The organism is Pseudobdellovibrionaceae bacterium (genome assembly GCA_020635075.1).
Lineage (GTDB): Bacteria > Bdellovibrionota > Bdellovibrionia > Bdellovibrionales > UBA1609 > JADZEO01.
Map to the genome: position 1 here is coordinate 1,396,238 of JACKAM010000001.1, position 25,537 is coordinate 1,421,774.

The 25,537-nt window shown below is 51.3% G+C and carries 22 protein-coding genes; 5 read left to right on the forward strand and 17 right to left on the reverse strand.

Translation table 11 applies throughout. The features are described from left to right. Nucleotides 1–47 precede the first annotated feature (47 nt). Nucleotides 48–668 (reverse strand): hypothetical protein, encoded by a 621-nt coding sequence (locus H6624_06080; protein ID MCB9083891.1) that lies wholly within the window; start codon nt 666–668, stop codon nt 48–50. A 456-nt stretch (nt 669–1,124) separates the two neighbouring features. On the opposite strand from H6624_06080, the gene H6624_06085 reads away from it, so the two are divergent. Next, complete coding sequence (locus H6624_06085; GenBank protein MCB9083892.1) at nt 1,125–2,054, forward strand: hypothetical protein; 930 nt, start codon at nt 1,125–1,127, stop codon at nt 2,052–2,054. Between the two features lie 290 nt (nt 2,055–2,344). Here H6624_06085 and H6624_06090 read toward each other — a convergent pair whose 3' ends face one another. The 3 genes from H6624_06090 to H6624_06100 form a co-directional block, all read right to left on the reverse strand. Then, complete coding sequence (locus H6624_06090; protein ID MCB9083893.1) at nt 2,345–3,622, reverse strand: hypothetical protein; 1,278 nt, start codon at nt 3,620–3,622, stop codon at nt 2,345–2,347. A gap of 180 nt (nt 3,623–3,802) precedes the next feature. Beyond that, nucleotides 3,803–5,305 carry a hypothetical protein gene (locus H6624_06095; GenBank protein MCB9083894.1) on the reverse strand — a complete coding sequence of 501 codons (1,503 nt, stop codon included), beginning with the start codon at nt 5,303–5,305 and terminating at the stop codon, nt 3,803–3,805. 366 nt (nt 5,306–5,671) lie between these two features. Then, the gene (locus H6624_06100) at nt 5,672–5,986 is read right to left on the reverse strand and encodes a cytochrome c (protein MCB9083895.1); all 315 of its coding nucleotides are present in this window, start codon (nt 5,984–5,986) and stop codon (nt 5,672–5,674) included. A gap of 252 nt (nt 5,987–6,238) precedes the next feature. Here H6624_06100 and H6624_06105 point away from each other — a divergent pair, with 252 nt between their 5' ends. The 3 genes from H6624_06105 (at nt 6,239) to H6624_06115 (ending at nt 9,318) form a co-directional block, all read left to right on the forward strand. Continuing rightward, nucleotides 6,239–7,435: a hypothetical protein gene (locus H6624_06105; GenBank protein ID MCB9083896.1), complete on the forward strand. Its 1,197-nt coding sequence runs from the start codon at nt 6,239–6,241 to the stop codon at nt 7,433–7,435. A 69-nt stretch (nt 7,436–7,504) separates the two neighbouring features. Beyond that, nucleotides 7,505–8,005: a hypothetical protein gene (locus H6624_06110; protein MCB9083897.1), complete on the forward strand. Its 501-nt coding sequence runs from the start codon at nt 7,505–7,507 to the stop codon at nt 8,003–8,005. Continuing rightward, nucleotides 8,002–9,318, forward strand: coding sequence for a hypothetical protein (locus H6624_06115; protein ID MCB9083898.1), 1,317 nt, complete (start codon nt 8,002–8,004; stop codon nt 9,316–9,318). The genes H6624_06110 and H6624_06115 overlap by 4 nt, the downstream gene beginning before the upstream one ends. 16 nt (nt 9,319–9,334) lie before the next feature. Here H6624_06115 and H6624_06120 read toward each other — a convergent pair whose 3' ends face one another. From H6624_06120 to H6624_06160, 9 genes are all read right to left on the reverse strand, one after another. Continuing rightward, nucleotides 9,335–10,714, reverse strand: a complete 1,380-nt coding sequence (locus tag H6624_06120) for an amidophosphoribosyltransferase (protein ID MCB9083899.1) — start codon at nt 10,712–10,714, stop codon at nt 9,335–9,337. Then, nucleotides 10,695–12,911 carry a phosphoribosylformylglycinamidine synthase subunit PurL gene (gene purL, locus H6624_06125; GenBank protein MCB9083900.1) on the reverse strand — a complete coding sequence of 739 codons (2,217 nt, stop codon included), beginning with the start codon at nt 12,909–12,911 and terminating at the stop codon, nt 10,695–10,697. Before purL ends, H6624_06120 begins: the two co-directional genes overlap by 20 nt. A gap of 17 nt (nt 12,912–12,928) precedes the next feature. Continuing rightward, nucleotides 12,929–13,588, reverse strand: coding sequence for a phosphoribosylformylglycinamidine synthase subunit PurQ (gene purQ, locus H6624_06130; GenBank protein MCB9083901.1), 660 nt, complete (start codon nt 13,586–13,588; stop codon nt 12,929–12,931). A gap of 1 nt (nt 13,589) precedes the next feature. Next, nucleotides 13,590–13,829 (reverse strand): phosphoribosylformylglycinamidine synthase subunit PurS, encoded by a 240-nt coding sequence (purS, locus tag H6624_06135; GenBank protein MCB9083902.1) that lies wholly within the window; start codon nt 13,827–13,829, stop codon nt 13,590–13,592. Further along, nucleotides 13,826–14,563, reverse strand: coding sequence for a phosphoribosylaminoimidazolesuccinocarboxamide synthase (locus tag H6624_06140; protein MCB9083903.1), 738 nt, complete (start codon nt 14,561–14,563; stop codon nt 13,826–13,828). Before H6624_06140 ends, purS begins: the two co-directional genes overlap by 4 nt. Before the next feature lie 14 nt (nt 14,564–14,577). After that, entirely contained in the window at nt 14,578–15,876 is a 1,299-nt protein-coding gene (locus tag H6624_06145) for an adenylosuccinate lyase (GenBank protein ID MCB9083904.1), read from the reverse strand. A gap of 24 nt (nt 15,877–15,900) precedes the next feature. Next, nucleotides 15,901–17,193 (reverse strand): hypothetical protein, encoded by a 1,293-nt coding sequence (locus H6624_06150; GenBank protein MCB9083905.1) that lies wholly within the window; start codon nt 17,191–17,193, stop codon nt 15,901–15,903. Nucleotides 17,194–17,221: 28 nt separating this feature from the next. Further along, on the reverse strand, nt 17,222–18,244 hold the full coding sequence (locus H6624_06155) for a phosphoribosylformylglycinamidine cyclo-ligase (GenBank protein ID MCB9083906.1): 1,023 nt from the start codon (nt 18,242–18,244) through the stop codon (nt 17,222–17,224). A gap of 223 nt (nt 18,245–18,467) precedes the next feature. Further along, on the reverse strand, nt 18,468–19,766 hold the full coding sequence (locus H6624_06160) for a hypothetical protein (GenBank protein ID MCB9083907.1): 1,299 nt from the start codon (nt 19,764–19,766) through the stop codon (nt 18,468–18,470). A 466-nt stretch (nt 19,767–20,232) separates the two neighbouring features. On the opposite strand from H6624_06160, the gene H6624_06165 reads away from it, so the two are divergent. Further along, nucleotides 20,233–21,030: an outer membrane beta-barrel protein gene (locus H6624_06165; GenBank protein ID MCB9083908.1), complete on the forward strand. Its 798-nt coding sequence runs from the start codon at nt 20,233–20,235 to the stop codon at nt 21,028–21,030. Here the strand turns inward: H6624_06165 and H6624_06170 are convergent. The 4 genes from H6624_06170 to rnc are packed head-to-tail and all read right to left on the reverse strand — an operon-like array spanning nt 21,027 to nt 25,515. Continuing rightward, a complete protein-coding gene (locus H6624_06170; GenBank protein ID MCB9083909.1) occupies nt 21,027–22,469 on the reverse strand; it encodes a sodium-dependent transporter in 1,443 nt (480 codons plus the stop codon). The two genes, H6624_06165 and H6624_06170, sit on opposite strands and share 4 nt — an antisense overlap. After that, nucleotides 22,456–23,961: a ribosome biogenesis GTPase Der gene (gene der / locus H6624_06175; GenBank protein MCB9083910.1), complete on the reverse strand. Its 1,506-nt coding sequence runs from the start codon at nt 23,959–23,961 to the stop codon at nt 22,456–22,458. The genes H6624_06170 and der overlap by 14 nt, the downstream gene beginning before the upstream one ends. Beyond that, nucleotides 23,939–24,841, reverse strand: a complete 903-nt coding sequence (gene era, locus H6624_06180; protein MCB9083911.1) for a GTPase Era — start codon at nt 24,839–24,841, stop codon at nt 23,939–23,941. Before era ends, der begins: the two co-directional genes overlap by 23 nt. Further along, nucleotides 24,838–25,515: a ribonuclease III gene (gene rnc / locus H6624_06185; GenBank protein ID MCB9083912.1), complete on the reverse strand. Its 678-nt coding sequence runs from the start codon at nt 25,513–25,515 to the stop codon at nt 24,838–24,840. The genes era and rnc overlap by 4 nt, the downstream gene beginning before the upstream one ends. Between the last annotated feature and the right edge of the window lie 22 nt (nt 25,516–25,537).

Sequence of the window (25,537 nt, forward strand, 5' to 3'; positions counted from 1 at the left end):
GGCAAGATCACTTACTGATCCCAAAGTATTTCCTCGAAGTATCGCTCTTACTCGACGATCTTTAAGTCTGCGATACAGGAGTCTGCATTCTTAGTGACACCATCGCTACTATGAAGATCTCTTTTGCTAAATCCAAGAGTGACATGTGGATGGTAAGCCTCAGGGTCGAAATCCTCAGCCTGCCCACCCTTTGCAACATATTGTTCAAGAATCTTCTCGCGGATCTCCAAGAGCTTTTGGCTCTTCACCACCAAAAAGTAAGTCGACAACAATTGGCGAGGCTCAAGTTTTTCTCCCCGCCCTAGGCAGACAAGCTCCAGGTCTGCGGCCTGAATGTCCAATTCCAGGGCAATGCGATTGATCTCCCCTATGGTGAGATGATGTCGCAAAACCTTTTGAAATTCTGGTGGGGTGATCACCGTCACATGGGCTTCCCCACGAGACTTCAAGGCAATATTGAGTTGGGATTCCACTTGTGATTTGAATTCATCCACTGGGGCAAAACGCACATTCATAGCGAGGTAGGGTGTTGAACCCACATGAGGAAGAAAAGCCAGGTCACGATTGTCCAAAACCCGGGCACTGATTGGCCAACGGGGTTTGACCTCGGCCACTGAGAACACCAGGACAGCTAAAACCACCAAAAGCCAAAATCGCCGATTGACCATTGAGCCCCCTCCAAGCCCGGAAATTGCCCTAATTCTGGCCAAGAGGACAAGGCCTCTTTCGCATCTGGTGAGTTTTACTTCATTTTTGCCCCTTCACAGGCCCAGGGGATTTTCATCACTCCGCAAGTTCCCTGATGACGCCTTGCATCTTTTATGATAGGGTGCCTCCACTTTGACATGAGGTTTTTGGAGATAGAGCACTGATGGTGCCCCATCCGCTCCGCCCAAGCATGGGATATATTGAATGATTTCACAGCTTTAGGTGTAAAACTTTCCCTTTCTTCTGCGTTTTATGAGGGGATGGACAATCTTAACCTAAGCCTGCAATTGGGGAATTGTCCTTTATGGCACGCCCTGTTATGTGACTCGCATCGTTAATTGAAACTGAATAGTGGCTCAATTGTCTGACCTGCCCTGGGCAGCTGGATTGCCCCCCCAGGTCTTATCGAGGAGGTAATGATGAAAAAGGGAATTCTCGGTCTGGTGACCTTGTCCCTGGGATCGCTGCTGGCATTTGGCTGCAGCGATACTAAGAAGATGTTGGATAACTCAAATGAACTCACCGCACGCTCGGCCCGAGGGGAAGCCCTGGGACTTGAGCTATCTGAACTCTCACTACTCAAGAGTGGCGAAGAGTCTCGTGAGGACGCTCTTGAGTCGCTGATGGCTACAGATAAACTGGATGTGAAGCTATTTGAGGCTTACTCCTATTTCATGTCTATGCCTTACCAAGTGATCACCACTGGTGATGAAGCTCGACGGGAGTTTCACTACAACATCGCGGTTTCAGAATTCTTCCTGAAGACCATGCCCCTCACTGAGCAACCGGCAGAGTCCCAAGAACCCAACTGGAATCAATTGGCTCTGGCGATTGGTGCGGAAGCCATTAACTTCAACCAGCCCGGAGTTGCCGCTAAGACGGGTCGTCCTGTGTTGAGTTTTGTAAATCTGGTTAAGAAAAGTTTGGAATTGGACCCTAAGGCTTTGACTCGCGGTCAACCCGATTACCTGACTCGCTTGATTAGCAAACAAAAAGAGGTCATTGGCTTTCTCAATCTGCGCATCAACGGCTTGATCCTGTTGGCAGCTCATATGACTGAATTCAAAATGAATGAGGGTGCAGTGGCAGCTCAGGCTCCTTTTTCCATGACTGCCAATGGTGGCGCATTAAGTGAAGCCATCGCCAAAATGGAAAAGGCCAAAGAAGAGATCATGTACATGAAGAGCAAAGGCCTGCCTGTTGTTCTTCACCCCAAGGCACAGCCGCTTGCGGGTATCGCCGGAATGGCCAGCTCTCCAGAGCTTAAGCCCTTGATGGCCAAACTCACTCCTGCCCAGCAGTCGGCCATTGCCGCTTTTGCAGAGTTGGGTGCGGTACTAAAGTAGTCACTTGCTCACCAATTTTCAGAGCACAAAAAAGCCAGGTGTCCCCACCTGGCTTTTTTGGTTCCAGGTCCTATTCGTGGTCACACTGCATCCACTTTTGGTTCCAGGTCCTATTCGTGGTCACACTGCATCTCGCCAGATGACCTTCTATGGGTCTACGTGGAAGACTAATTCTTGGTCTTTACATGAATCCATTAAATGACCTTAGTTGGATGCGGCGTAACCACGAATAGGACCTGGAACCAAAAGTGGATGCAGTGTGACCACGAATAGGACCTGGAACCAAAAAGCTAAAGACACTGGTTCTTGCGCAGCCTGAGCCGACACAACTCCAGAGTGTCACTCATGGCGCAAACACACATCTGATTAGGGTCTCGAGCAGGAACCCGGTTCCCCCCGGTCGCAATAACCTGGCCTTGGTAGCGAACTCGGGTGATCAGATAGAGTTCTTCATGGGCGCGGATGTAACCTGGATCTTTAGCCATCAGTAGATGGTATTTTTGCTTCATCATATAGGCTTGATGAAGTTTGGGAAACTCTTCGGCAGCCTGATTGACCTTGCCTGAATTGCGTAAGTGCCAATAGGACTGGCGATGAAATAGCTTTTCATCCTGTATGAGACGATCGACTTGGGCTTGTTGCCTGACTAATCGGCTCTGGTACTTTTCAATCAAATGTCGCCTTTGGTTTTCCAATCGGTCCAATTGAATGGGAGACAACCGGCGAAGCTGAGAATAGCTGAGTGCAGAAGGCCGTTTGACCTTTGCGAGTGGAGGAAAGGATGCCCCAGGCGAGCGAGGCTTTGGCTTTGATTCGCGAGAGTTCTCGGCCCACTCCCGAGCCGAGCTTGTCGCTGCGGGGTTTGCCTGCCAAGATCTAAATGTTTCACCAGTGGAGGCTGGACGAACACCACCATGGATCGGTGACACTTGATCTCTTTGGACCACAGGGGTCTTTGCCTTAGCGGGGTATCCGATTTCGTCTTCCGCCGCATCCTCAAACCTGGTGGCGGTAGCCACCGCCCCGGCCATTTGGATCCAACGGGCATAGGCCTCTCCCCGTTCACAGGAGGTCATGGAGCCTTCAAATCCACTGGTGTTGCACTTGCCCTTAAGGGCCATGTTTCTCACCTCTGTGCATGTGGTGTAACAAGCACGGGCGATGCGATCGCAGCTCTTCTTTTTTTCTTCCAGCATTGTTCGCCCCTGATTGGTCAATTCGGCAGAGTTGGACAGACCATTGCTGACGGCGATTGATTTTTGTACAACCACTAAGGCATCGATTCTTTTAGAATCACAAGTTTCTAATGCCTCTTGAGTCTGGTGCTCGCATTGGCGCATGGCCTCAATAAACTTCTGGTTCATCTCTTGAACTAGACAGACATGGGCTGCGGAAACTGCCCCTTGCGGAGGGGACTCACTTCCCTGAACTTCCACAACCTGGTCCTGATCCGTGTTTTGGGTTTTTGAATCTTCGGAAAAAATAATATTGGCTTGGGCGGAAAGAACTCCCAACCCCAAAAGTACACTCATTAGCAGTGTGCGGCCGATAATTTGTCGTCCAGTCATCCCTGAATACCCTCTAAGTTGCATCCCCACCATCATGGTGCCCGCGTGGTACTACCCATGGGTTATGCGAAAATCGGTCCAGGAATGAGACGTTCAAAGGCCCATAAGTTTGACATGACGGAGGTTTTGCCGCCTAGAGGAGACTAGGAGTTAGCCAGCTGTTTATTTTGGTTCCAACCCCTACATGCACCCATTCTTGTACAAGCGGGCCTCACAAGAGCTCATGGAATCAGCCAGAGTGCAAAAGCACATGTTCTTATCAAAGGCAGGCTGGCGGGTCTCAGTGCCCGAGCCTTGATAAAGCCCCTTGGGCTGGGGTCTGGCACGGTCAATCAGATAAAGCTCTTCCTGAGCCCGAATGTAGCCAGGGTCGCGGGCCATCTCCACCCGAGCGGTCTTTTTGGTTTGGTAGGCCTCATGAAGCTTGGGAAAGCGTTTGGCTGCCATTGAGCCGTTTCCTGAGTTGGTCAGGCGCCAATAGGAGTTACGATCCGATTTGGAAGTGTTGTTGATCGCCGAATCGGCCATAGAATTTTGAGTGGCCAAATCCCCTTCGTATCTCTTGATGACTTTGCGGCGATCGGCTTCGAGGCGATCTAAATCACTCACGGGCATCTCACGCAGTTCCATGTACTCCAGTTTTTTTTCACCCAGCGGGACGTTTCCATTGGAAGCCACTTGGTAACTGCTGCCCTGATCAAAGGAGCCGCCAAAAAGATTTCGCCCTTGACGATCGCAGACACCGCCTGAGTTGATCACCCGACCGGCACCTGAATCGGAGACCATGGAACAATCGACCTGAGAGTAGTCACCCGTCTGTTGGGCGAGAGCCAACCCACCGTCATTTGGCTGATCCGGATTTTGCTGAGCGAAGGCTCCCGATCCTCCGGCGTTCATCCGGTCCAAATCCTGAGTCGCCTGAGAGGCCAAATCTGAGGTGGCAACGGAATCAGCTCCGGAGCCTCCTCCAGAATGCAAAAACTGACTTTGACTGGCGGTGGAGTCTTTCAGCGAATTGGCTCCATGGGATGCTCCGGTGAGGTCAAACCACTTGGCATAGACTTCGCCTTTTTCACATGAGTAAAGCGTGGTCTCATAACCCTTGGTCTGACATTGCCCTTCCGCCGCCAGCTCCCGAGTTTTCTTGCAGGTGGCATAGCAACTGCGGGTGATGGAATCGCAGCCTCGACGCTTTTCTTCCACCATCGCCTGGGCATCGGCAGTTACCTGCTTACGCTCTCCAAAATCAGTTCCATAGGCACCCTCATTGACCATGTGACTTTGAAAACCGACGACAGCCTGAATGTCACTGGAGTCACATCTTTCCAGTGCCTGCCTCATTTGATTGTCACACTCTCGAAGGGAGTTAATGTAAGCCTGGTTGTAGGTGGGATTCCCACAGTAGTTGCCCGCTGTCGACTCGGGATCCCCAGCTCCCTCACCGCCATTGGCTTTTGGATCAGTTTGATGACCGCTACCGGCTGGATCGGCCTCAGTGACACTCCCCGTGGGGGACTGTTCATCACTGGGGATACCCGCTGCACTCGATGGCGGGGTCACAGAGGACTCGGGCGCCGAGTGATCTGTTCCACCGCTTCTGATTTTTGCAGATGCTGAATGCAATCCGAGTAAAACAAAACTGATGGCAATGATGATCCTAGCGGACCAAGAAATGACCTTCATCTGATACCCCCAAGCACTGAGCCTCAATTAGGTTCCAGGTCCTCAAACGGGATGCACGAAGACAAAGTCGATCCTCAAAGGAGGAACGCGAATTTGTCTTCGTGCATCCCGTTTGAGGACCTGGAACCTAATTGATGGCGCTGACACTTAATTCTTTCAATCAAAGTGCCAAAGATATTCCCAATATGAATCGCTAATAAACAATCCAGAAGAAACAGAAAGGAAGTCTCAAACAGAGACAGACGAAGTTTTGGTCAGGAGTCAAAAGGGTTTAGTTCAACCCGACAAGTCTGAGCGCTACCGACCGTGGCTTGCTACCTATTGAGATGGACCCCGGTTTCCATCTCTATTGGTAAGGCGACTTGCTTATTGGCAAGCGCCGAGTTGGCTGTAATAGGCCGAAAGGTCGGCAATCGCCTGATCATCCAAACCCTCAGCAACATGATTCATGATGTGAGACGGACGAGACCCATCACGGAAGGCACTCAATTGCCAAATCAAATAATTTTCCTTTTGACCGGCCAAATTTGGGTGCATGGGTTGCTTGGAAACTCCATCAGTTCCGTGGCAGCCGACACAGCCTTGTGCAATAATTTTCCCGTTATTGGCATCACCTGCCGCCCAAGCCGACAACTGAAGACCGATGATGGCCAATACCAGACCAACGAACTTTACCTTCATCTCTCCCCCCAAAGGTTATGTGATTACTCCCCCAACCCATAAAAGCGTTGGTGCATTTTGCCCAGTATTGTCTCCCTCGACTTTTGGTTGGGTCAACAATCCCTTCACCGGCAATGACAATTTTTCGTGGCAAGGCCCTAAAAACGCCGAGAAACCCACCTAGTTATAGGGGGTTAGGCGATGTTTCTCTGGTACGAATCTTGATGCTTTTTCCCAGATTCCAAACGGGTGATCTGTCTGAAAGGAAATGACTTGAAAGGCATTGGAGACATCTTCATAGGCCTACTGCTGGCATTCGCCGCCACCCTCCCGGGTGAGTGGGCGCTTGGTGATGACTCAGCTCCCGCCGAGAGAATTCGCTACGCCATTGAAACTGATGGCGGGGGACGCATTGAAATGGATACCACAGTGGGGATGGCCTTGGGTTCCTCCATGAGTGCCACTGACCAGGCGGAGACTCTGGAAAAACTTAGGATGATCACCCAACAAAGCGGTCGACCTCTGAGCCTTTATGTTCCCGATGGTACCAGTGTCTCCGTCGACATGGAGGTCATGCTCACAAAAGCCAACATCCCTTACGAGATTGTCTCTCTTCCCACTCCGCAGTTGGATTTGGTCAACCAAGCACGTAACACTTGGATGGGTCGCCTTAAATCTCGGATGGACTATGTCATGAGGGCCAAGCCTTCTGCGGCAGACTGGTTTTTGGGTGTTACCATGGCCTCTTATTCGGGAGCAGCAGGAGTTTGGGCCTGGGCTCATCACGGAACCTTAGACCCTTGGACGGTGGGAGCATTGGCGGGGTACGAGGCCCTGATCATTTGGCTGCAAACCACCCACATCCATCGCCTGGATCGCATATTTGGCAGCAGCCAAAATGGCAACGGGGACCACTCTAAGGTCAGCGGTCTCAATCAAATTTTCCGCCGCTCCTTTTTTACCCTGATGATGACTGAAACGGTAAGATTAATCTCAGGTCCGATTGGTGATGCTCACTCCTTTTTCTCCATGACTGGCCAGGCAGAAGTGCTTTCTTTCGTTGGTGCCTACGGTTTGGGAATGGCTTTGTTCAATACTGTCCGAGACCAACTTTACTCCAATAGGCCTGAGATCTCCCGTTGGGCCAACTTCAATCAGTTTATCCTAATGACACCTCTGACACTCATGGATTGGTCGGGCATTCACCTTGCGACCCTATTTGAGATTGGCTATTTTCACCTTAATCTCTCCACCACTCTGATTCTTGCTGGTTACGCCGGAATTGCGGCTAGCCTTAAGTACGTGAAACCGCTTCGCGTGGCTCTGGAGAGCATCGCAAAAATGGAGGAGAAGCTCTTTCAAAAGGGAATGCGTCGGGTGGCGAAGACCCGCGCCACCTTTCGCAAGGCCTGGGCTTGTCGCCGCTTCCTCCGTGACAGCCGATCTCTCCCACCCGGGTCCAGCCATTAGTGCAACCCCCCTCTTCCTAGGGCCAGGAAACATACCTTTTCCCTCTCTAACCCGGTAAAATGATGTGGGATGGTTTCATTGGACAGAGCAGCTGGTTTGTCGCCTGCCATTATTTTTGATCTCGGTGTCATTGTCTTCGTGTTAATGATTGCCGCCCAATACATGAAATGGCCCTTCCTCAAGTTCGTCTCTCTGGTGTTCTTTTCCACCTGTTGTATCGCCGGCATCGGCCTTTCCTTATTTCTCTTTTCCGTCGGCATGAAGGCCAAATGGACGAGTGACGGCCCGGGGATGCTTTTAATCATGATTATGATCCCCGGTTTTGGCTTTGGTGGTCTTTTTTCCGGCTTTATGGCTCTCAGTGCCCTGTCGGCGCTCAAGGTCGCCCCTCGGGAAAGAGTGGAACCAAGCCCGGCAGAGTTGGCAACACGAGAGATTCTGAAGGAACATCTCCTCAACCGCATGGTTCAGTTTGGGAAGTTCCGCATCAAACTATCGGCATTGTTTTTTGTTTTAGGCATTGTGATTTACACCATTGTACGGGTGACGAGTTTAGCAGGGGGCACATGATGACAGCTGGAAAACCGAACACAACCTTTCTCCTTCTTTTGACCGCAATATTCTTATCTCTCAGTCTGGAACCGCAAATCTCCTGGGCGATTGAGGAAGACTCTGACGAAGTCGAAATGGTTCAAGCTGAACTCGATGGCGAAAAGGCGATTCTCACCCAGGAGAAGGCAGCGGCCGGTCAGGCCTCGGCCAATCTGAAATCCAAACAGCGAGGGATGGAACAGGAAATCAAAAGCATCAATCGTGAGATTGAGCAAGTTCGCAAAGAAGCCGACCGTTGGCGCCGGGAAAAAGAAGACGCGCAAAGGGAATACCAGGAGCTCGTTTCGCGCATCACCGATGCCCAAAACCTCTTAAAAACCACTCAAGGCGAAAGAGATGAAGCTCAAAAACAAAGAGATCAGGCCACTGGGGATGCCACGAGAGTCAATAAAGAGCTCACGCAACTCAACGTTCAGATCTCAAAACTGAAAACCGAACACGAAGGCCTACAAAAGGAAATCAGTCAAGCTAAGGCGTCAACCGATGCGGCCGTCCAGGAGGTTGAAGCTAAAAAGAAGGAAATAGAAGTCCAAATCCGACAAAACCAACAACAGGTGGACATGGTTAAGGGCGAAATTGCCAAATCAAAAGTGGCAGTTGAAGAGGAAGAGGCCGTTGTCGCTCGCCTCAAAAACGACTTGAAACACAAAGAGCGCGATTTGAAAAATGCCAAGTCAGAGGCCGAAGCCCACCGCTCCACACTCAAAAATGCAGAGTCCGACCGGCGCAAATTGGAAGGTGAGATCAAAGATGTGGAAGGAGACATCAAGGACGCAAAATCCAACGTTGCTGACCTTCTTAAACAAATCGAAAGAGCCAAACAGGATGAAGCTAAAACCAAGCAAGAGTTGGCCAATGCCAAAAGCGAAGAGGCCAAGGCTCAAAAGGAACTGGCTGCAACCAAGTCCAAGCATGAACGGGAAAGAGATCGTAGCAACACATCGATTGCCAAATACGAGGAAGAGAAACGTGGTTTTGAAGAGCGAACGAAAAAGGCCGTAAAGGACGCCGACAACCTTCGGGGCAAAATGGAAGACCTGAGCGATGCCGTGGATTCCGCCAAGAAGGCCTCCTGGCGGGCCCGAGACAAGGCCGAAGACACGGAAAAAAAGGTAAAAGATCTTCGCGAGGAATTAAAAAGAGAAAAGGCCAAGGCGCGGGAAAAGGTCTCACAGTACAAATCCGACGTCATTCGCTTTGAAAAAAGGCGCAAGACAGATCTGGTTGAGATCAAACGCCTGGAAAGACAAATCGCTCGGGTTCACAAATAATCCGCGGCTGCCTGACCTAGATGTCCGTAGGATATTGCCCATCAAAACAGGCGGCACAGTAGCCAGCCTTGCTTGATCCCACCGCCTGCATCATTCCGTTAATTGTCAGATAAGCCAAAGTATCGGCATCGATAAAACTGCGAATTCCTTCCAGGGACTTTTGATTGGCAATGAGCTCCGATTTCTCTGGCGTGTCGACTCCATAGTAACAAGGTCCCGTAGTTGGCGGCGAGGCAATGCGAAAATGCACCTCCTTCGCACCAGCCTGGCGAACCAAACGAATGATCTTTTGGCTCGTTGTCCCCCGCACCAAGGAGTCGTCCACCACCACGACACGCTTACCCTTTAGAATTTCAGCCTGGGGATTCAGTTTAATCTTCACGCCAAAAGAGCGAATGCTCTGGCTGGGCTGAATAAAGGTACGACCAATGTAATGGTTGCGGATAATGCCTAACTCAAAGGGAATCCCACTTTTCTGTGAATAGCCAATGGCCGCCGGTGTTCCACTGTCGGGAACGGGAATCACGAAGTCTGCCTCCACTGGGTTTTCTTCGGCAAGAATTTCACCCATTCTCTTGCGGGTCTCGTAGACACTTTTGCCAAAGACTTTGGAGTCAGGGCGAGCAAAGTAGACGTGCTCAAAAACACATTGAGCCAAGGGCTGAGAAGGCTCGGCAAACCTTTCACTGTGTTCGCCGTTTTCATCCACCCACCATATTTCACCGGGCTCGATCTCACGAATGTATTTGGCGCCAATAAGGTCAAAGGCGCAGGTTTCGGATGCGACCACCCAGGAAAAGCCGCCTTCCTCCAAATGGCGCTGGCCCAGAATGAGTGGCCGCATACCACGTGGGTCCCGCATAGCCACCAGCTTGTCCTTGGCCAAAAGCACCAGACTGTAAGCCCCATCCAGGCGCTGCACTGATTCCTTGAGGCAAGTCACCAAGTTGTTGCTCGGGTGACGGGCCAGCAAATGCAACAAACACTCCGTATCGTTGGTTCCCTGAAAGATAGCTCCTAACTTCTTAAGCTCTTTTCGCAGTGTCTTGGAATTCACGATATTACCGTTGTGAGCCATGGCCACAGGACCTGTGAGAAGACCCGCTGTTAAGGGCTGCACATTGTGAAGGGAATTGGTCCCAGTGGTTGAATAGCGAACATGGCCAATGGCCGCTCGCCCATTCAAACGCTCCAAGACATCCGCTGGAAAGACTTCGCCCACAAGACCTACACCTTTGTGATGAATCTGTCTTCCCCCGTAAGACAAGGTTGAGATCCCCGCCGACTCCTGACCCCGGTGTTGTTGGGCGTACAATCCCAAATAGGCCATCTTACCGGCTTCCGGATCTCCCCAAATGCCAAAGACGGCACATTCCTCATTCCAGTCCTTCAAAATTCGCCTCCCAACCGGAATCGTAAGCCCGTCGCGCTTGATCAATGGGGACGTCTAAAGCACGACCACCAACAATGCGGTCGCCACCTGTTTCCCCAATCTTATATACTCGCAGACCTTCGGTGCCCGAAGATTTGGCCAGCTCCTTGAACTCGGCTTCCCTCTCCCGATCCACAGCAAAGAGCACCTCGTAGCAGGTTTCCGCAAAAAGACTTCCTCCTGGGTTCCGAGGATTGAGGAACCAATCTCCCGCTGCTGTTCGCACACCCACACCCAGAGGTAGACACATTCTTGCCAGCGCATAGGCCAAGCCAAACTTACCAACCAACCGGCTAGAATATACATAAGGCTGCCGCCCCAAATCGGTGATGAGCTTAGTAAAACTCATGAGACCCTGAACTTCAAACTCACCCACTCCCTTCATGGGCTGGCCAGTTTCCATTTCTGACCATTGACCATTCAAATGGACCTGAGGCAATCGAACTAAGTAAACCCCTTGGGCCATGCCGGTGAAATAAGACTTGGGAATCCCACCCAACTCCGGCCGTAGCCCGACCAGACCTGTGGATGGTGTCGAGGTGACATTTTTATTCAGGGTTTCATTGTAAAAGCTGACGTTTCCACTGATGACGGGCGTCCTCAGAGCTTCACAGGTTTCACTCATGCCTTCGACAGCCGCTACAAACTCACTCATGAGTTCTGGCTTTTCGGGATTGCCAAAATTCAAACAATCCGTCAGGGCCAGGGGCTCAAAACCTTTAGCCGCCAGTTCCAGCGCAGGATAAGCCACAGCATCCATTCCTCCCTGGCGGGCGTCCCATCTCATCATAAAGGGGCGACATCCCAAGACCAAACCTAGGGCTCGACCAGAATCCGGAAGGCGCATCACCGCTACCGAATCGGTGGCGTCCCGAGAGGTGGCACCGCCCACTCGTTGGTCATATTGGCGATAGACCCACTCGCGGGAAGTCCCACGCAAATCTTTTAAGACCTTCAAAAGCTGCTCATTGGGGTCGTCCACCTGGGGAACCACCTTCTCCAGTGACTCTGCCCGATTGCGGTTTTCCCATTTGTCGTAAGGTCTTTCATACATGGGTGCATTTTCAACCAAAACATCGGGATCAATTGAACAAATTATTTCGCCATGCCAATAAAGATCGATAGTCTTTTCATCTTTAACTTCACCAACGATGGAGGCATCCAAATTCCAATGATCAAAGACGGCCTTGAGGTCCTCAAATTTGGCCGGCTCACACACCAGTAGCATTCTCTCCTGGCTTTCAGAGAGTAAAATCTCCTCAGGCGTAATGGTACTATCGCGAAGAGGCACCTGATCCAAATGAAGGGTCAGACCCACTCCCCCTTTTGAGGCCATTTCAAAGCTGGAACTTGTCAGTCCCGCAGCACCCATATCCTGAATGGCCACAACCAAGTCCTTCTCCATGACTTCAAGACAGGACTCAATCAAAAGCTTTTCAAAGAAGGGATCTCCAATCTGTACCGTGGGTTTTTTGGATTCACTATTGTCATCAAAGGACTCACTGGCCATGGAGGCGCCGTGAACGCCATCGCGTCCGGTCTTGGCCCCAACGTAGACCACATAGTTACCTGTCCCTCTTGCTTTGGAATTCACCACCTGCATATCGGGACGGAACAAACCCAAGGCAAAAGCGTTAACCAAAATGTTGCCATTGTAAGAGGGATGAAACTCTGTTTGCCCTGTGACGGTAGGCACTCCCACACAGTTTCCATAACCGGCAATTCCCCGCACCACACCATCCACCAAGTGGGTCATGCGCGAGGCCTTGGCCTCACCAAAGCAGAGAAAGTTGGCCAGGGCCAAAGGCCTTGCACCCATAGTGAAAATATCACGCAGAATCCCGCCCACGCCAGTGGCTGCTCCCTGGTAGGGCTCAATATAGCTGGGGTGATTATGGCTTTCCATTTTAAAGGCCACTCTCTCGCCCTCACCCAGGTCAATCACTCCGGCGTTTTCACCAAAGCTCTCCAACACCCGCTCTGTTTTATTGAAAAACTTCTTCAGATGGACCTTAGAACTTTTGTAGCTGCAATGCTCGCTCCATAGGGCCGAAAACAGGGCCCACTCCACGCCCTGTGGCTCACGACCCAGGACTTCCAGGATTTTTTTGTACTCGTCCTGATTCAGTCGATAATGTTTCAGTTTAGCTGACAATTCCACTCGTCGGTCTCCCTTAATTAGAGCAAGCTTTCAAAAAATAAACGTCCGTCCTCACCACCCATCCAGTCAAACAAGGCTCTCTCAGGATGAGGCATCAGTCCCGCCACGTTTTTTCCTTCATTCATCACGCCGGCAATGTCATGGACCGAACCATTAGGATTCTTGTTGTAAGTCCACCAGATTTGTCCGCGATCCTGAATGGCCTTTAGGCCGTCCTCATCAATCACGTATCGGCCCTCGCCGTGTGCGATGGGGAGTCTCGACCGACTTTGCCCCCTGTTGTCCGAGCCAAAAGCCGAACAGGGATTGGCAAGACTCAACTCCACCCAGTCGTCAATAAAACGCAGACCCTCATTGCGAACTAAAACTCCAGGCAACAGACCCGAATCGCAAAGGATCTGAAAACCATTGCAGATCCCCATGACGGGCACACCCTTGCCGGCAGCTTCACGCAAGGATTCCATCACTGGCGCTTTTGCGGCCAAGGCCCCACAGCGCAAATAATCTCCGTAACTAAATCCCCCAGGGAGGACCAGAGCGCCATAGTCACCGGTATTAAACTGGTCCTGGTACCAAAGCCACTCGGGCTGCAGCCCCACAGACTCAACCGCCTGCCAAATATCCCGATCACAATTGGTACCGAGAAATCTCAGAATGCCAATTTTCTTTTGCGACATATTAGGACACCACTTCCAATTCAAAAGTTTCAATCAATGGGTTGTAAAGAACGAACTCGGCAATTTCACGAGCCTTGTTCAGGGCCTGTTCCTCGTTGCTCGCCTCAATATCCAACTGCACATACTTGCCCACGCGACAGGCATCGACCGTCTTGCCGTGCTGAGAAAGGGTTTTTTCAACCGCCCGGCCTTGGCTGTCCAACACCTCATTGCGAGGAAGGATCTTTACTCCGATTTTCATAACTGCTTCTCCCAGGTTTGACTCATTCGGTTCAACACTTCCTGATAACTCTCTTCCACCTGGCCCAAGTCCCGACGGAAACGGTCTTTGTCCAGTTTTTCGTTGGTTTCCAGATCCCACAGACGACAGCTGTCTGGAGTGATCTCATCTCCCAAGACCACCTCGCCCTTGGAGTTGACGCCAAATTCAATTTTGAAATCAATGAGACGAATGCCGATGGCCTTGAAGAATTCAATCAAAGCCCCATTCACCTTTAGGGCTTTTTCCTTTAAATCGTCCAATTGCGCCTGATCTTTGGCCGCCTTGAGCATGAGAGCCTGATCGTCACTGACGAAAGGATCATTGAGCTCGTCCTTTTTGTAGTAAAACTCCACCAAAGGCTTCTCCAGTGCCGTGCCCTCTTCGATGGCAAACTTTTTCGCCGTGGACCCAGCTAACCAGTTACGGACCACCACTTCCAAAGGGATGATCGTGAGCTTGCGACAAACCAACTCCCGATCTGAAATGTCTGCAATCAAATGGCTGCCGATTCCCTTAGTCTGCAGATAGCGAAAAATCAGCACCGCAATTTTCTTGTTGATCACCCCTTTGTCAGCAAAAGAGCCCTTCTTTTGGGCATTAAAAGCCGTGAGGCTGTCTTTGAACTCCAGCCAGAGAAGATCGCTTTCACCTTCAACTTGATAGATTTTTTTGGCCTTGCCTTCGTACTGAAATACCCCTTTTTGGTACTTCATGAGTTTCTCCTTCATCACTTCAGTAGGGTTACCATTCTATTTAAAACCTTGCTAATCGCTGATCGATGGGTCTGCCCGGCAAAAATCTCATCCAGCTTTTTCCGACTTACCCTTTTCATCACCTCTCCATCCTGAAGCAGAGAAGCCAGCAAATGATCGCCCTTGTTCATTTTGTGTGCGTGGGACTGAACAACTTTGTAGGCCTCTTCGCGGCTCAAGCCACCATCCACCAGGGCCAGCAAGACATGTGAGCTAAACAGATGCCCTCCGGACATTTCCATATTGGCCCGCATCCTCTCCACATCAACGAAGATCCGTTCTATCACCCCCGCCATCCGGTCGACCGCATAGTCGCAAAGGATAAAGGCATCCGGAAGCGCCACACGCTCCACACTGGAATGGCTAATGTCCCTCTCGTGCCACAAGGCCACATTCTCCATGCCGGCCTGGAGGTAGGAACGCAAGAGTCGTGCGGCTCCTGTGATGTTTTCTGCACTGATTGGATTTTTCTTGTGAGGCATGGCGCTTGAGCCCTTTTGCCCAGGCGTAAAACCTTCAATGACCTCACCCACTTCAGTACGCTGGAGGTGGCGCAATTCGATTGCCAAACGCTCAAGCCCGGCGCCGACCATGGCGATAGCAAAAAACAATTCTGCGTGGCGATCTCGTGGTATGACTTGGGTGGCAATAGTTTCCGGTAGCAGCCCCAAGCGGTTGCAAACGCCCTTTTCCACCTCTTCAGGTTGAGTTGAATATGTCCCAACAGCTCCACTTAGCTTTCCAACTGCCATTTGCTTAAGAGCTGCCTCAAGTCTCGACCGGTGGCGCATAAACTCGGCCACAAAGCCGGCCATCTTCATGCCAAAGCTGGTCGGCTCCGCATGCATCCCATGGGTGCGCCCTGGACAGAGACTCTCCTGGTGCTGTTCCATTTGCCGGCGCAAAGCGGCCAACAGCCTGTCGAGTGAGGCCAAAAGAACTTGTCCACCCTGACGAATCTGCAGACTTAGGGCGGTGTCCAAAACATCGGACGAGGTCATTCCATAGTGAACATAGCGTCCGTTGTCGCCCACGTTCTCAGCAACTGCGGAGACAAAGGCAATCACATCATGGCGGGTGGTCTTTTCGATTTCGTCGATGCGCTCGATCTTGAACTTTCCTTTTTGGCGAATGTCCCGGGCCGCCTCTTTGGGGATTAACCCCAACTCGGCCTGGGTTTCGGCAACCGCCTGCTCCACTTCAAGCATCTGCTGAAACCGATTCTGCAGCTGCCAGATTTTATCCATCTCTTCGCGACTGTAACGAGCGATCAATTCAGACTCCTATTCTTGTCAGACCTAGGCCTGAGCTTCCTTTTGCTTTCGCGCATCCTGGTCCTTTTTCCACTTCTTAATTTTGGCCGCGACAGGCACCTGATCCCTCAACAAAGAGGTCCACTCCAGCAACACCCAATCCTCAGGAGCTGAATAATGGACGTTTGGAAAGGAGCCCCTGTGCAAATGATCCAGGTCCTCCAGGTTGTAGACCGGAAATCTTGGCGGTCCCAATTCCTGATATTCATAAAGATGATCCTGGGGCATGTCGGCAAGGACAGGATGGGAACCGGGTATCTTTTTGGCCAAGAGGTTCAAAATACTCTGACTCTGTTCTTCCAAATAGGCCCGTTGAAATCGATGCTGAGTGGGAATTCGCAGCCACACATCGAGGTCCTGAGCCTGCACCGTTCTTTGCACAATCATCAGATTGGTATGGGTCCAAGGGGCATAGAGATCATCAATCAGGACAAATTTCGCTGGCAGAGTTTCCAGGTGCATCCCCTGTTCAACACGGAAACGATAACGCATCCAGCTCCAAGTGGGCTTTACCACTCCTTTGGGAAACAGCAAGGTGGCAATGGATTCCGACAGCTTGAGAGTCTCTTCCCCAGACAATAACCACACAAACTGACGACCGGTGAGTGCTCCGGACCAACCACTGCGAATTTCAAGACTCCGGCATTCAGATCCTTCGGTCAGCAAATCCACTAACTGGGCACCAGGGAAAACCTTGACTCCCTTTGACTCCACCCAATCCAAAGATTGACCCGCCCCCTTACGACTCACACGGCGAATGATCCATGGGGCTGAGAGGGGCAAAGGCTTGCCGTAAGAAACTCCCTCTGCATTTGGCTTATAGACGTGACTGGCCAACTGATAGGCCAGATGAACCAGCCAAGACTCCCGGTACGGGGAGCGACGAAGGCTTTCCCTTTTGTCACGAATCTCTTCTGGCGACAAATTTTCATAGTTGTTGAGAAAGTCCAATGCCTCAGATGAAATCCCTGATTCACTCAACAGATGTGAACTCAATGAACTCTTAAAATCAATGGGACCATCCGCAAGCCAAAGGATAAACCCCTCCGGAATGTCCTCGATGTAATCCTCTTCAATTAGTCTTTCCCGCTGGGAGGCCGCCAGCTGCTCTGACTGAAAGTAACCAAAAGGACCCTCCCAGTCTTCAGGGGTCCAACGTCCCAAGTGGTCAGAGACTTCCACCAGACTCACCTGCATGCCTTGAGTCGCCAGCTCAGCGGCCATCCAATTCCCCCGCCCAAAAGCGGAAACTAGAACCACATCTGCTCGACCTTCCATGCACTTCTCCACTGCCCCTGCGATTGACTCACAGCTGGGCGTTTAATTCCTCTTCATTCATTGACCACTGGCTCTCGCCCTCCATCGGGTCACTCAACTCGGCCAGCCTCCAAGACTCAAAGCCTAAGGCGCGAATGGTTTCGCGAATGACCGACTCGTCCCGCTCAGGCGCATAAACAACAAATCCGATTCCACAGTTGAGCGTCTGCAGCAGGCTCCGCCAGGACATCTGTCCCCGTCTTTTCACTTCCAAAAAAGGCTGAGGAATGGACCAAGGTTTTAACTGTAATTGAGTGCCCTTGGGGATCACCCGCAATAGGTTATCCATCCCTCCGCCCGTCACATGGGCAAAGGCATGAACTTCTGCAATCTCCATCAATCGCTTGGCGAGTTTTACATACAGAGCCGTGGGTTCCAGCAGGCGATCCGCCCACTCGGCTAGATCACTTGCAAAGATTTTGCGCAAGAGAGAAAAACCATTGGAATGAAATCCCGAGCTGGACACACCAATGGCCACATCGCCTGGCTGCACTCGATGCGCACCAAGTACTTTGGGCTCATCGACCACACCAACGGAAAAGCCAGCGCAGTCGAAATCATCACCCGCGTAAACCCCTGGCATTTCCGCCGTCTCGCCACCGATCAACAGACAGTCGGATTCCAAACAGGCCTTCTGCAAGCCAGTGAGAAATTGCTTGGCCTTTTCCACGTCCAGCTTTCCACAGGCATAATAGTCGAGAAAAAACAAAGGTGAGGCCCCAGAGCAGACCATGTCGTTCACACACATGGCCACCAAATCCTGGGCCACCCTGTGATAACTGTGAAACTCCACAGCTAATTTGAGCTTGGTTCCCACCCCATCTGTGCAACTCACCAAACAAGGGGACTCCATCTCTGGAAAACCACCGCGAAACAAAGCTGCAAAGCCGCCAATCCCAGAAACAAGTCGTTCCTGATGGGGCCATTTCGGCGGTTGATTCGATTTTAACCAGTCTACGAGGGCTTCTCCGGCCGCTATGTCCACACCGGCCTTTTTGTAGTCCATTGACACGGACAGTCTCCTTGGGAGGGCGAATTGGCCCCTTTGTAGCAAAAAGGACCTGTGAATTCAATGTATTCGCTCGCGACCCGGAGCGTTTGATTTGCCCAAAAAAAAGGCGCCGGCCTCCATGGCCGGCACCCAACCCGTAACTGAAATCTTGTCCTTTACCGTTTTATGGACAACTGGGACCGGCTAGGGGATAACCGGGCCCAAAACCATTTCAATTTCAAAATCATTCCGTGCGAAACCAAATGTCCACCACCTGCCTGGGGCCCAGACCCAAAAGTTTGGCCTCGGAGTCGGCAAATATCAAATTGCCATTGGCGTCCATCATCCGTCGGGCCTTGTAGTCCAGCTTAATGGAGGTGACCACCTCGCCCAGGCTCTGAAGCTCCTGCCCCTCGCTCTCACCATTGTGATTGGTATCTGTCCACAGCAAAAGATTGTTGAAGCCACTGTCCCTTTGATCAATGACACCATCGCTATTGGCATCCAGATCAGCCAAGGCCACAAATCCATTGGAGGCCGTCAGGCCATTGCGCAGGCGAGTGGAAGTCCCAAACAGCTCCTGGCCGCCGTCAATGCGACCATTGCCATTGAGGTCCACGGCGACAAAAGCATTGTCGGTGCCAGCTGTAAACCAAGACACCTGCTGCTTTTCGCCAGTGCCATCCACATCAAACTTCACTCCTTCGGCCAAGCTTGTGGTGGCAAAGCCATCTCCAGCTAAGTCAATCGCCAGGGGCGAGCTCGTTTGATCACATTTCTTTTTGCAAACCTCATCCAATCCACCGGTATAGTCGACGTCGCCACAATTATTGCCGGCTCCGTTAAATAAATAGGTTCGAGTCATAAACTCGTAGACCTTGGGAGAGTCGTTGCCAGTGCCAAAGGCGAAGGCATAAGTCCCATCATCAGACCCCATGGGTGGCGTCAGACCTTTAATGCCGCCCAAATTGATGCCGGAGTTGGAGCTGACAATGCGGTCGCCCGCGCTAAAACGTCCATTGCTGTCCCTGTCATCAAACAATAAAAAAGTGGTCTTTAACTTAGTACTGGCCTGGGCTTTCAATCGAGCCAACTTCTCTGGGTCGACTTTAACTGCAACCACGGGATTCTCGACTGCCGGAAACCGCGTCATCCCACCCTTGATTTCAGATGGGATCTCTCCCACCTGGGAGTCTGGATCGTTGAAGGCCTGAATGATAAGGCGTTCATAGGTTTTGGCACTGTCATCATTTGGCACAAATGACCCTTCAATATTGATCAGGCCAAAGAACAACTTCGATGTCCCACTTGCAGCCGCGTAAGAGTAAATCGCCGTCTCCTCAGGATGTTTCAATCGACGGCAAAACCTGTAATTGGCCACCTGCAAAACCACTTTAGGTGGTCCCAGGGACTGAACACCATTCGGTAATTTGACCAAAGGAGTTTGTTCTAATGTCTCAATTGATTTAAATGCCGTTTCTGAACACGAAACCAGCACCAGGCCACAAGCCAAGCCTAGCGCCTTCCCAAGCACACTTCTCATCCGCTCCTCCAAACTTCACCGGCCTAAGTGAAGCACCCAGAGGTATTTTACAGCAAGAGGCGCACCAAACCAGATCCCACTGGATTCAATCTGAGCTCACCGTATTTTGGCCCAAGTCGACACATACCCGGGCTAATGGCTGACTAAGTTTTGAGGATGAGTCAGAAATCTCAAAATTGAACATCTTGTGGCCAGATGACCAGGCCATAGAGCCTTTCGCTTTCCGGAATGAGCGTCTCACAATGACACAAATCCAGCCAGTCTTCTCAAAAAATGACAAAAATCTTAGCCTGAGAGCCGCCGAACCCCGTATCATTATTAAAACAAGACCATTTGGCTGGTGTCGTTTCTGGATGAGGGCCTCCGGAAATTGGATCAATTTTCCGAATAGAGACACAGACAAATCGTTTGCCAGACGCCTCGATGGACATGCGATTTGGACAGCCGCTTCGGTGGGGAGGATCGATTGACAAGAGCTGGGCTCATCACACTTCTGATTTCACTATCTATCTCGATCCTTGGCCTAAGTGCTCATGCCGAAGGCGTTGGCCTTCTCAATGACGATCAATGGGCCCAGGACCAAGCCTCCAAAGGCTACATGCTGGCCCAGTTTGAAAGTGATGATTCCTACGACCCCTTTGCTGACTACAGTGAATTTGATGAGGCTTCGGAGGAAGAGGCGGACATTAACTTTTTCCGCAACGGCCGGTTTTTCACCCTCGGATTTATTGGTGGCTACCGCAGCCTGACTGAGACCCTCGGCGACATTTATGCTCCCGCGCCAACGTTTGGGATCTTTCTCTCTTACTTTTTTGATCTCCGTTTTGCCATGCAGCTGGCCTTTGTGACGGGTGATCACACCATTGACTTTACTTCGCCTGCAGGCACCAGGGTGCGGGGAACGGCATCACTAACGCAGATGGGGTTCGATCTTAAATACTACTTGAACACCCAGAATGTGACCCGTGGACTGGCAAAGCTCAACCCTTACTTTATTGGTGGTTTTTCTCAGGTCTACCGGACCGCAACCGTTACCGGACAAAGTGCCTTTTCCAAGGAAGGTGCATTGGGTTTTGACGTGGGTGCTGGCATGGAAGTGCCCATGTTAAGAAACAAAATGTACCTCGGCTTTCAGGCCACTTATCATCTAGTCAGTTTTAAAGATGAAAACTCCGAGATCAATCTCGCCGGAGGTGAGAAAACCGGCATCTTCCCGACCGGTGATTTCATGAACATGGTCATTATTCTCGGGATCAATTTTTAAAGGTTCCTAATCAAACCTATTAACTGCAGCGCCAATGCTGAGAGAATCACCGTCGGCACGACCCAACGTAGAATAAACACCCAGTGCCCATAGAGACGGTCCTGTTCCGGATTGGGCAGACCTTCGGTGTCTTCAATAAATTCTCCCCTCTTCACCTGGTCTGAGAGCCCATAAAGAACACCCTGACAGACCAACAGAGCCACCACTGGCAATATCCAATTGATCAATAGGGCATCACAGATCTCCAGGAGACCTAAACCTCGCACCTTCACATTGCTCAAGACGCTGGTACTAAGAGCTGGAACGACGGCCAAAGACAAACAAATAAACCCTGCCCACCAGGCCCCCTTTTCCCGTTTCACCTTTTGCGAGTCCTTCAAATTGGAGACAACGGTTTCCAAAAGACCAATGCTTGCCCCCAAAGCCGCCAGGTAGAGGCACAAGAAGAACCCCGCACCAAACCACAGACCCCCGGAGATTTCCCGAAACAAAACCGGAACCGTGCGGAAGAGAAGCTCAGGCCCGGCACTGCCGGAGACAGTCGAAAGCAAGAGCGGGAAAATCAGCAGGCCAGCGCCCAAGGAAATGATCGAATCAATGGTGGCCACCCGAAACCCGGCAATGGGGATAAAGGCCTTTTGCTGCAAGTAGCTCCCAAACGTCACCATTGAACCAAAACCAATACTGAGAGTAAAGAATACGTGGCCGAGAGCCTGACTCATGGACGAATAGGTCAATTGGGAGAAGTCTGGATAAAACAAAAATCTCAAGGCATCACCAGAAGTGGGAAGTGATAGGGTTTGGCTGGCCAGGGCCACCATCAAAACACCGAACACCGGCATCATGAAGCCCACCCATCTTTCCAGTCCATCTTCCACGTCCTTGGCAACGACAACAATCACCAGGAGAAGATGAACCGATGTTAATACCACCTGCAACCAGCCGTTTTCCAACAGAGTGGACAAAGCCAGGTCAGGAGAGAAACTCTGCCCGAGAACAAGGGCACCCAGAGTGTGGCCAAGGAAGTAAAGCACCCAACCGGAAATCACACCGAAGTAGGCCAAAACAATCAGACCAACCAAAACGCTCACCTTGCCCACTACGGGCAGGTAGCGCACCAGCCAGGGCTCTTTGCCAACAATGATTGAAGGGGCTTTGCCAGCCAGAGGGGGATGTTTGCCCCCCATGGGCCGACGGACACGGTCCAGTGCGGCCACCACACTTCGCCGAGTGGTCTTACCAAGCAAGAGTTCCGCCATGAGCAAGGGCATGCCGATAAGGAAGAGGAAAAACAGATAGAGAAGCACAAAAGCTCCTCCGCCATTTTCAGTCACTACATAGGGAAAGCGCCAAACATTGCCTAGGCCGAAGGCCGAGCCAATGGCAGCAAAATAGAATCCCAGACGGGTTCCCCAAACGGCACGCTTACGATTGTCCATCGATGGAATCGCCCCCACCACCTAAATCAAATTGATAAATGGCCTCTCCCCAGGATTCCTGATCATCAACAGAGTAGTCAAAATCTCCCTCACCCACTGCCTCTTCATTGATTGTATCCAGCTCAACGGGCATTGGCTCTTCACTGCGACTTCCTCGTGCTTTTTTACGTCGGCTCTGCATGACAAAGATGCGAATCGGAATCCCTTCCAGACCCCACTCCTCCTGAATCCTCTTAGCCAGGAACCGACGATAAGCAGGGGTGACACCCTTTGGATAATTGGCAAAGGCAATGAAGCTCGGAGGCCGCTGTTGGGTTTTCACCAGATAATAAAACTTCACATTCTGCGTTCCCCAAACCGGGGCCGGAGCTTGGCGAATCACGCGAAAGAAGAAATCGTTGAGTTTACTGGTGGTGATATGAAAGTTAAGCTTTTCCCAAACATCTTCAATACGACTAAACAAGCGATCCAGTCCAGCACCCGTTTTTGCACTGATAAACTCCACTGGTATGTCAGGAAAGAAATGAAAGACTTCGGCAATTCGGCTACGAAACCATTTGCGATACTCAGGGATCTCCTGTTGCCCCAGATCAGACTTATTGGCAACCAGGATCACTCCCTTGTGCCGGGTCAGCGCGTATTCCAAAACTTTGGCGTCCTGATCCGTGGGTCCAACCGTGCCATCGACCAGCAGCAAGACAATATCCGACTGATCCATACTTCGATGGGACATAACCGCAGACAAAAATTCCACGCCATCCTGACGCTTGGCGGAGCGCCTCAACCCCGCCGTATCGACCAATATGTATTTGTTCCCATTGTATTCAATCTGCGCCTCAATGGCATCAACTGTGGTTCCGGCTATGTCAGAGACCAACATGCGCCTTTCGCCGAGCAAACGATTGGCTAAGGAACTTTTGCCGACATTGGGCTTTCCCACAAGGGATATACGAACCCCCTCACGAGCGTCTTGTTCGGCTTGAGGTAGGCGACTTCTGATCCACTCGACGATACGGTCCACGTTGTCCCGCTTTTCAAAAGAGGTGGGAATCACATCCATACCAAACTCATAGAATTCAGCTGAAGCTAATTCATAGTCCGTCTGGCGATCGACTTTATTCACCACCAAGAGGAATTCCTTCCCTGACTCCTTGGCAATGCGAATGATGTCCCGGTCTTCTGGTACCAAGCCCGCCCGTCCATCCATCACACAGAGGACGAGGTCAACATTAGCCAGCACTGAGAGGACCTGTTCGCGAATCAGCGGAGAAAAACCTTCTTTGTCGTCGGTGATACCACCCGTATCCATCACTTCAAATTGGCTGCCCCACCATTCAGTTTGTTCAATCTGCACGTCCCGGGTTACGCCTGGTTCATTGCGCACAACCGCCTTACGAGTCCTAGTCAAGACATTGAACAAGGTGGACTTCCCCACATTGGGTCGGCCAATGATGGCCACTCTCCCAATTCTAGTTTGGCTGAGGGACGACATAACCCAACTCCTGGAGAATCTGAGGATTGCGCGCCCAGTTTTTGCGAACAATCACATGCAATTCCAAAAAGACCTTGCGGCCCACCAATTTTTCCAAATCCTGCCGGGCCAAACTGCCGATGCGCTTGAGAGAGCTGCCACCCTTGCCGACGACAATGGCTTTATGCCCATCTTTAGTCACCATAATATCGGCGTAGATTTTGGTGGTTCGCCGGTCCTCTTCATCAAACTTTTTCACTTTGACAGCTAGGCCGTAGGGAATCTCCTGATGTAGATATTCAAAGCACTTCTCGCGAACAATCTCTGCCGCCATCTCGCGCAAGTTCTGGGTGGTAAAGGTCTCCGGATCAAAAAGAGGTGCCGGACTTTCCGGGACCAAATTCTTGGCAAGGGGTAAGATCAACTCACGAGCTTGATCAGGAGCCTTGAGGGCACTGGTGGCCACGACCGGCACCTTGAAACCTTCAAGATGTTGACGAAGAATCGCCACCCTCTGAGGTTCTGGATGATCCGTTTTGGTAATCACTGCCATCCACGGTTTGCCCGAATCCGCACAGGTTTGGGCGATGGCTAACAGATCATCCAGATTCTTGTGATCCATATTGAGGACAGCCATCAGAGCATCGCTCTCACCTATGACTGCCCGATACTCTTCGCCCAAAAACTGATTCAATCCCGAAGTGGCCTTGACCTGCCCAGGAGCATCGACGAAGAGAATTTGTGCCTCCTCATCCGAAACAATGCCCAAGACCCTCTGCCGAGTGGTTTGAGGTTTGGCCGTCACGATGGACACCTTTTCTTTGACCAAGGCATTGGCCAATGTGCTTTTGCCGGCGTTAGGAAGGCCAATCAAGCCAATAAATCCTGCATGATAACTCATTTTAGACTCTCCAATGCCACTCGGGCTGCTTCTTGTTCAGCGCTCTTTTTAGACCGACCTTGCCCCGAAGCCACGACTCTCTCGCCAATGCGAACATCCACATAAAAAGTCTTTTCATGATCGGGGCCCTCAGACTTTGTCACCGCGTAGCGAGGGGCCTCTTTGTGTCTCTCCTGAACCAGCTCCTGAAGGCGGGTCTTATAATCGGTAGCAAAGTGAAGACTGAGGTCCAAGTTATCAATGCGTGAGCCAAACAGTTGGCTGATCCACTCATAGGAAGGCTGAAAACCCGCATCCTGATAATAGGCGCCGATGATGGCCTCAAGAGCCGAAGCCAAGATTCGGGGCTTTGCGGCTCCCCCGGTGAGGATTTCCCCCCGCCCCAAGCGCATGTATTGATCCAATCCAAACTCCTGCGCCATCTGGGCCAACACAGCTTCATTGACAAAACTGGCACGGATTTTTGAAAGATCTCCTTCCGGAAGCTCCGGAAACCTTTGCATCAACAAATCACTGAGGACCAAATCCAAAACTGCATCGCCCAGAAATTCTAATCTTTCATTATGGCCCGGCGAGGACTCGCCGTTCTCATTGTGGAAGCTCTTGTGAGTCAAAGCCTGAACCAGCAGGCTTTCGTTCTGGAACCTATGCCCCAGTTTCTCTTGTAAGGTCATCAAGGGCTCTCCTCTCAAGGTG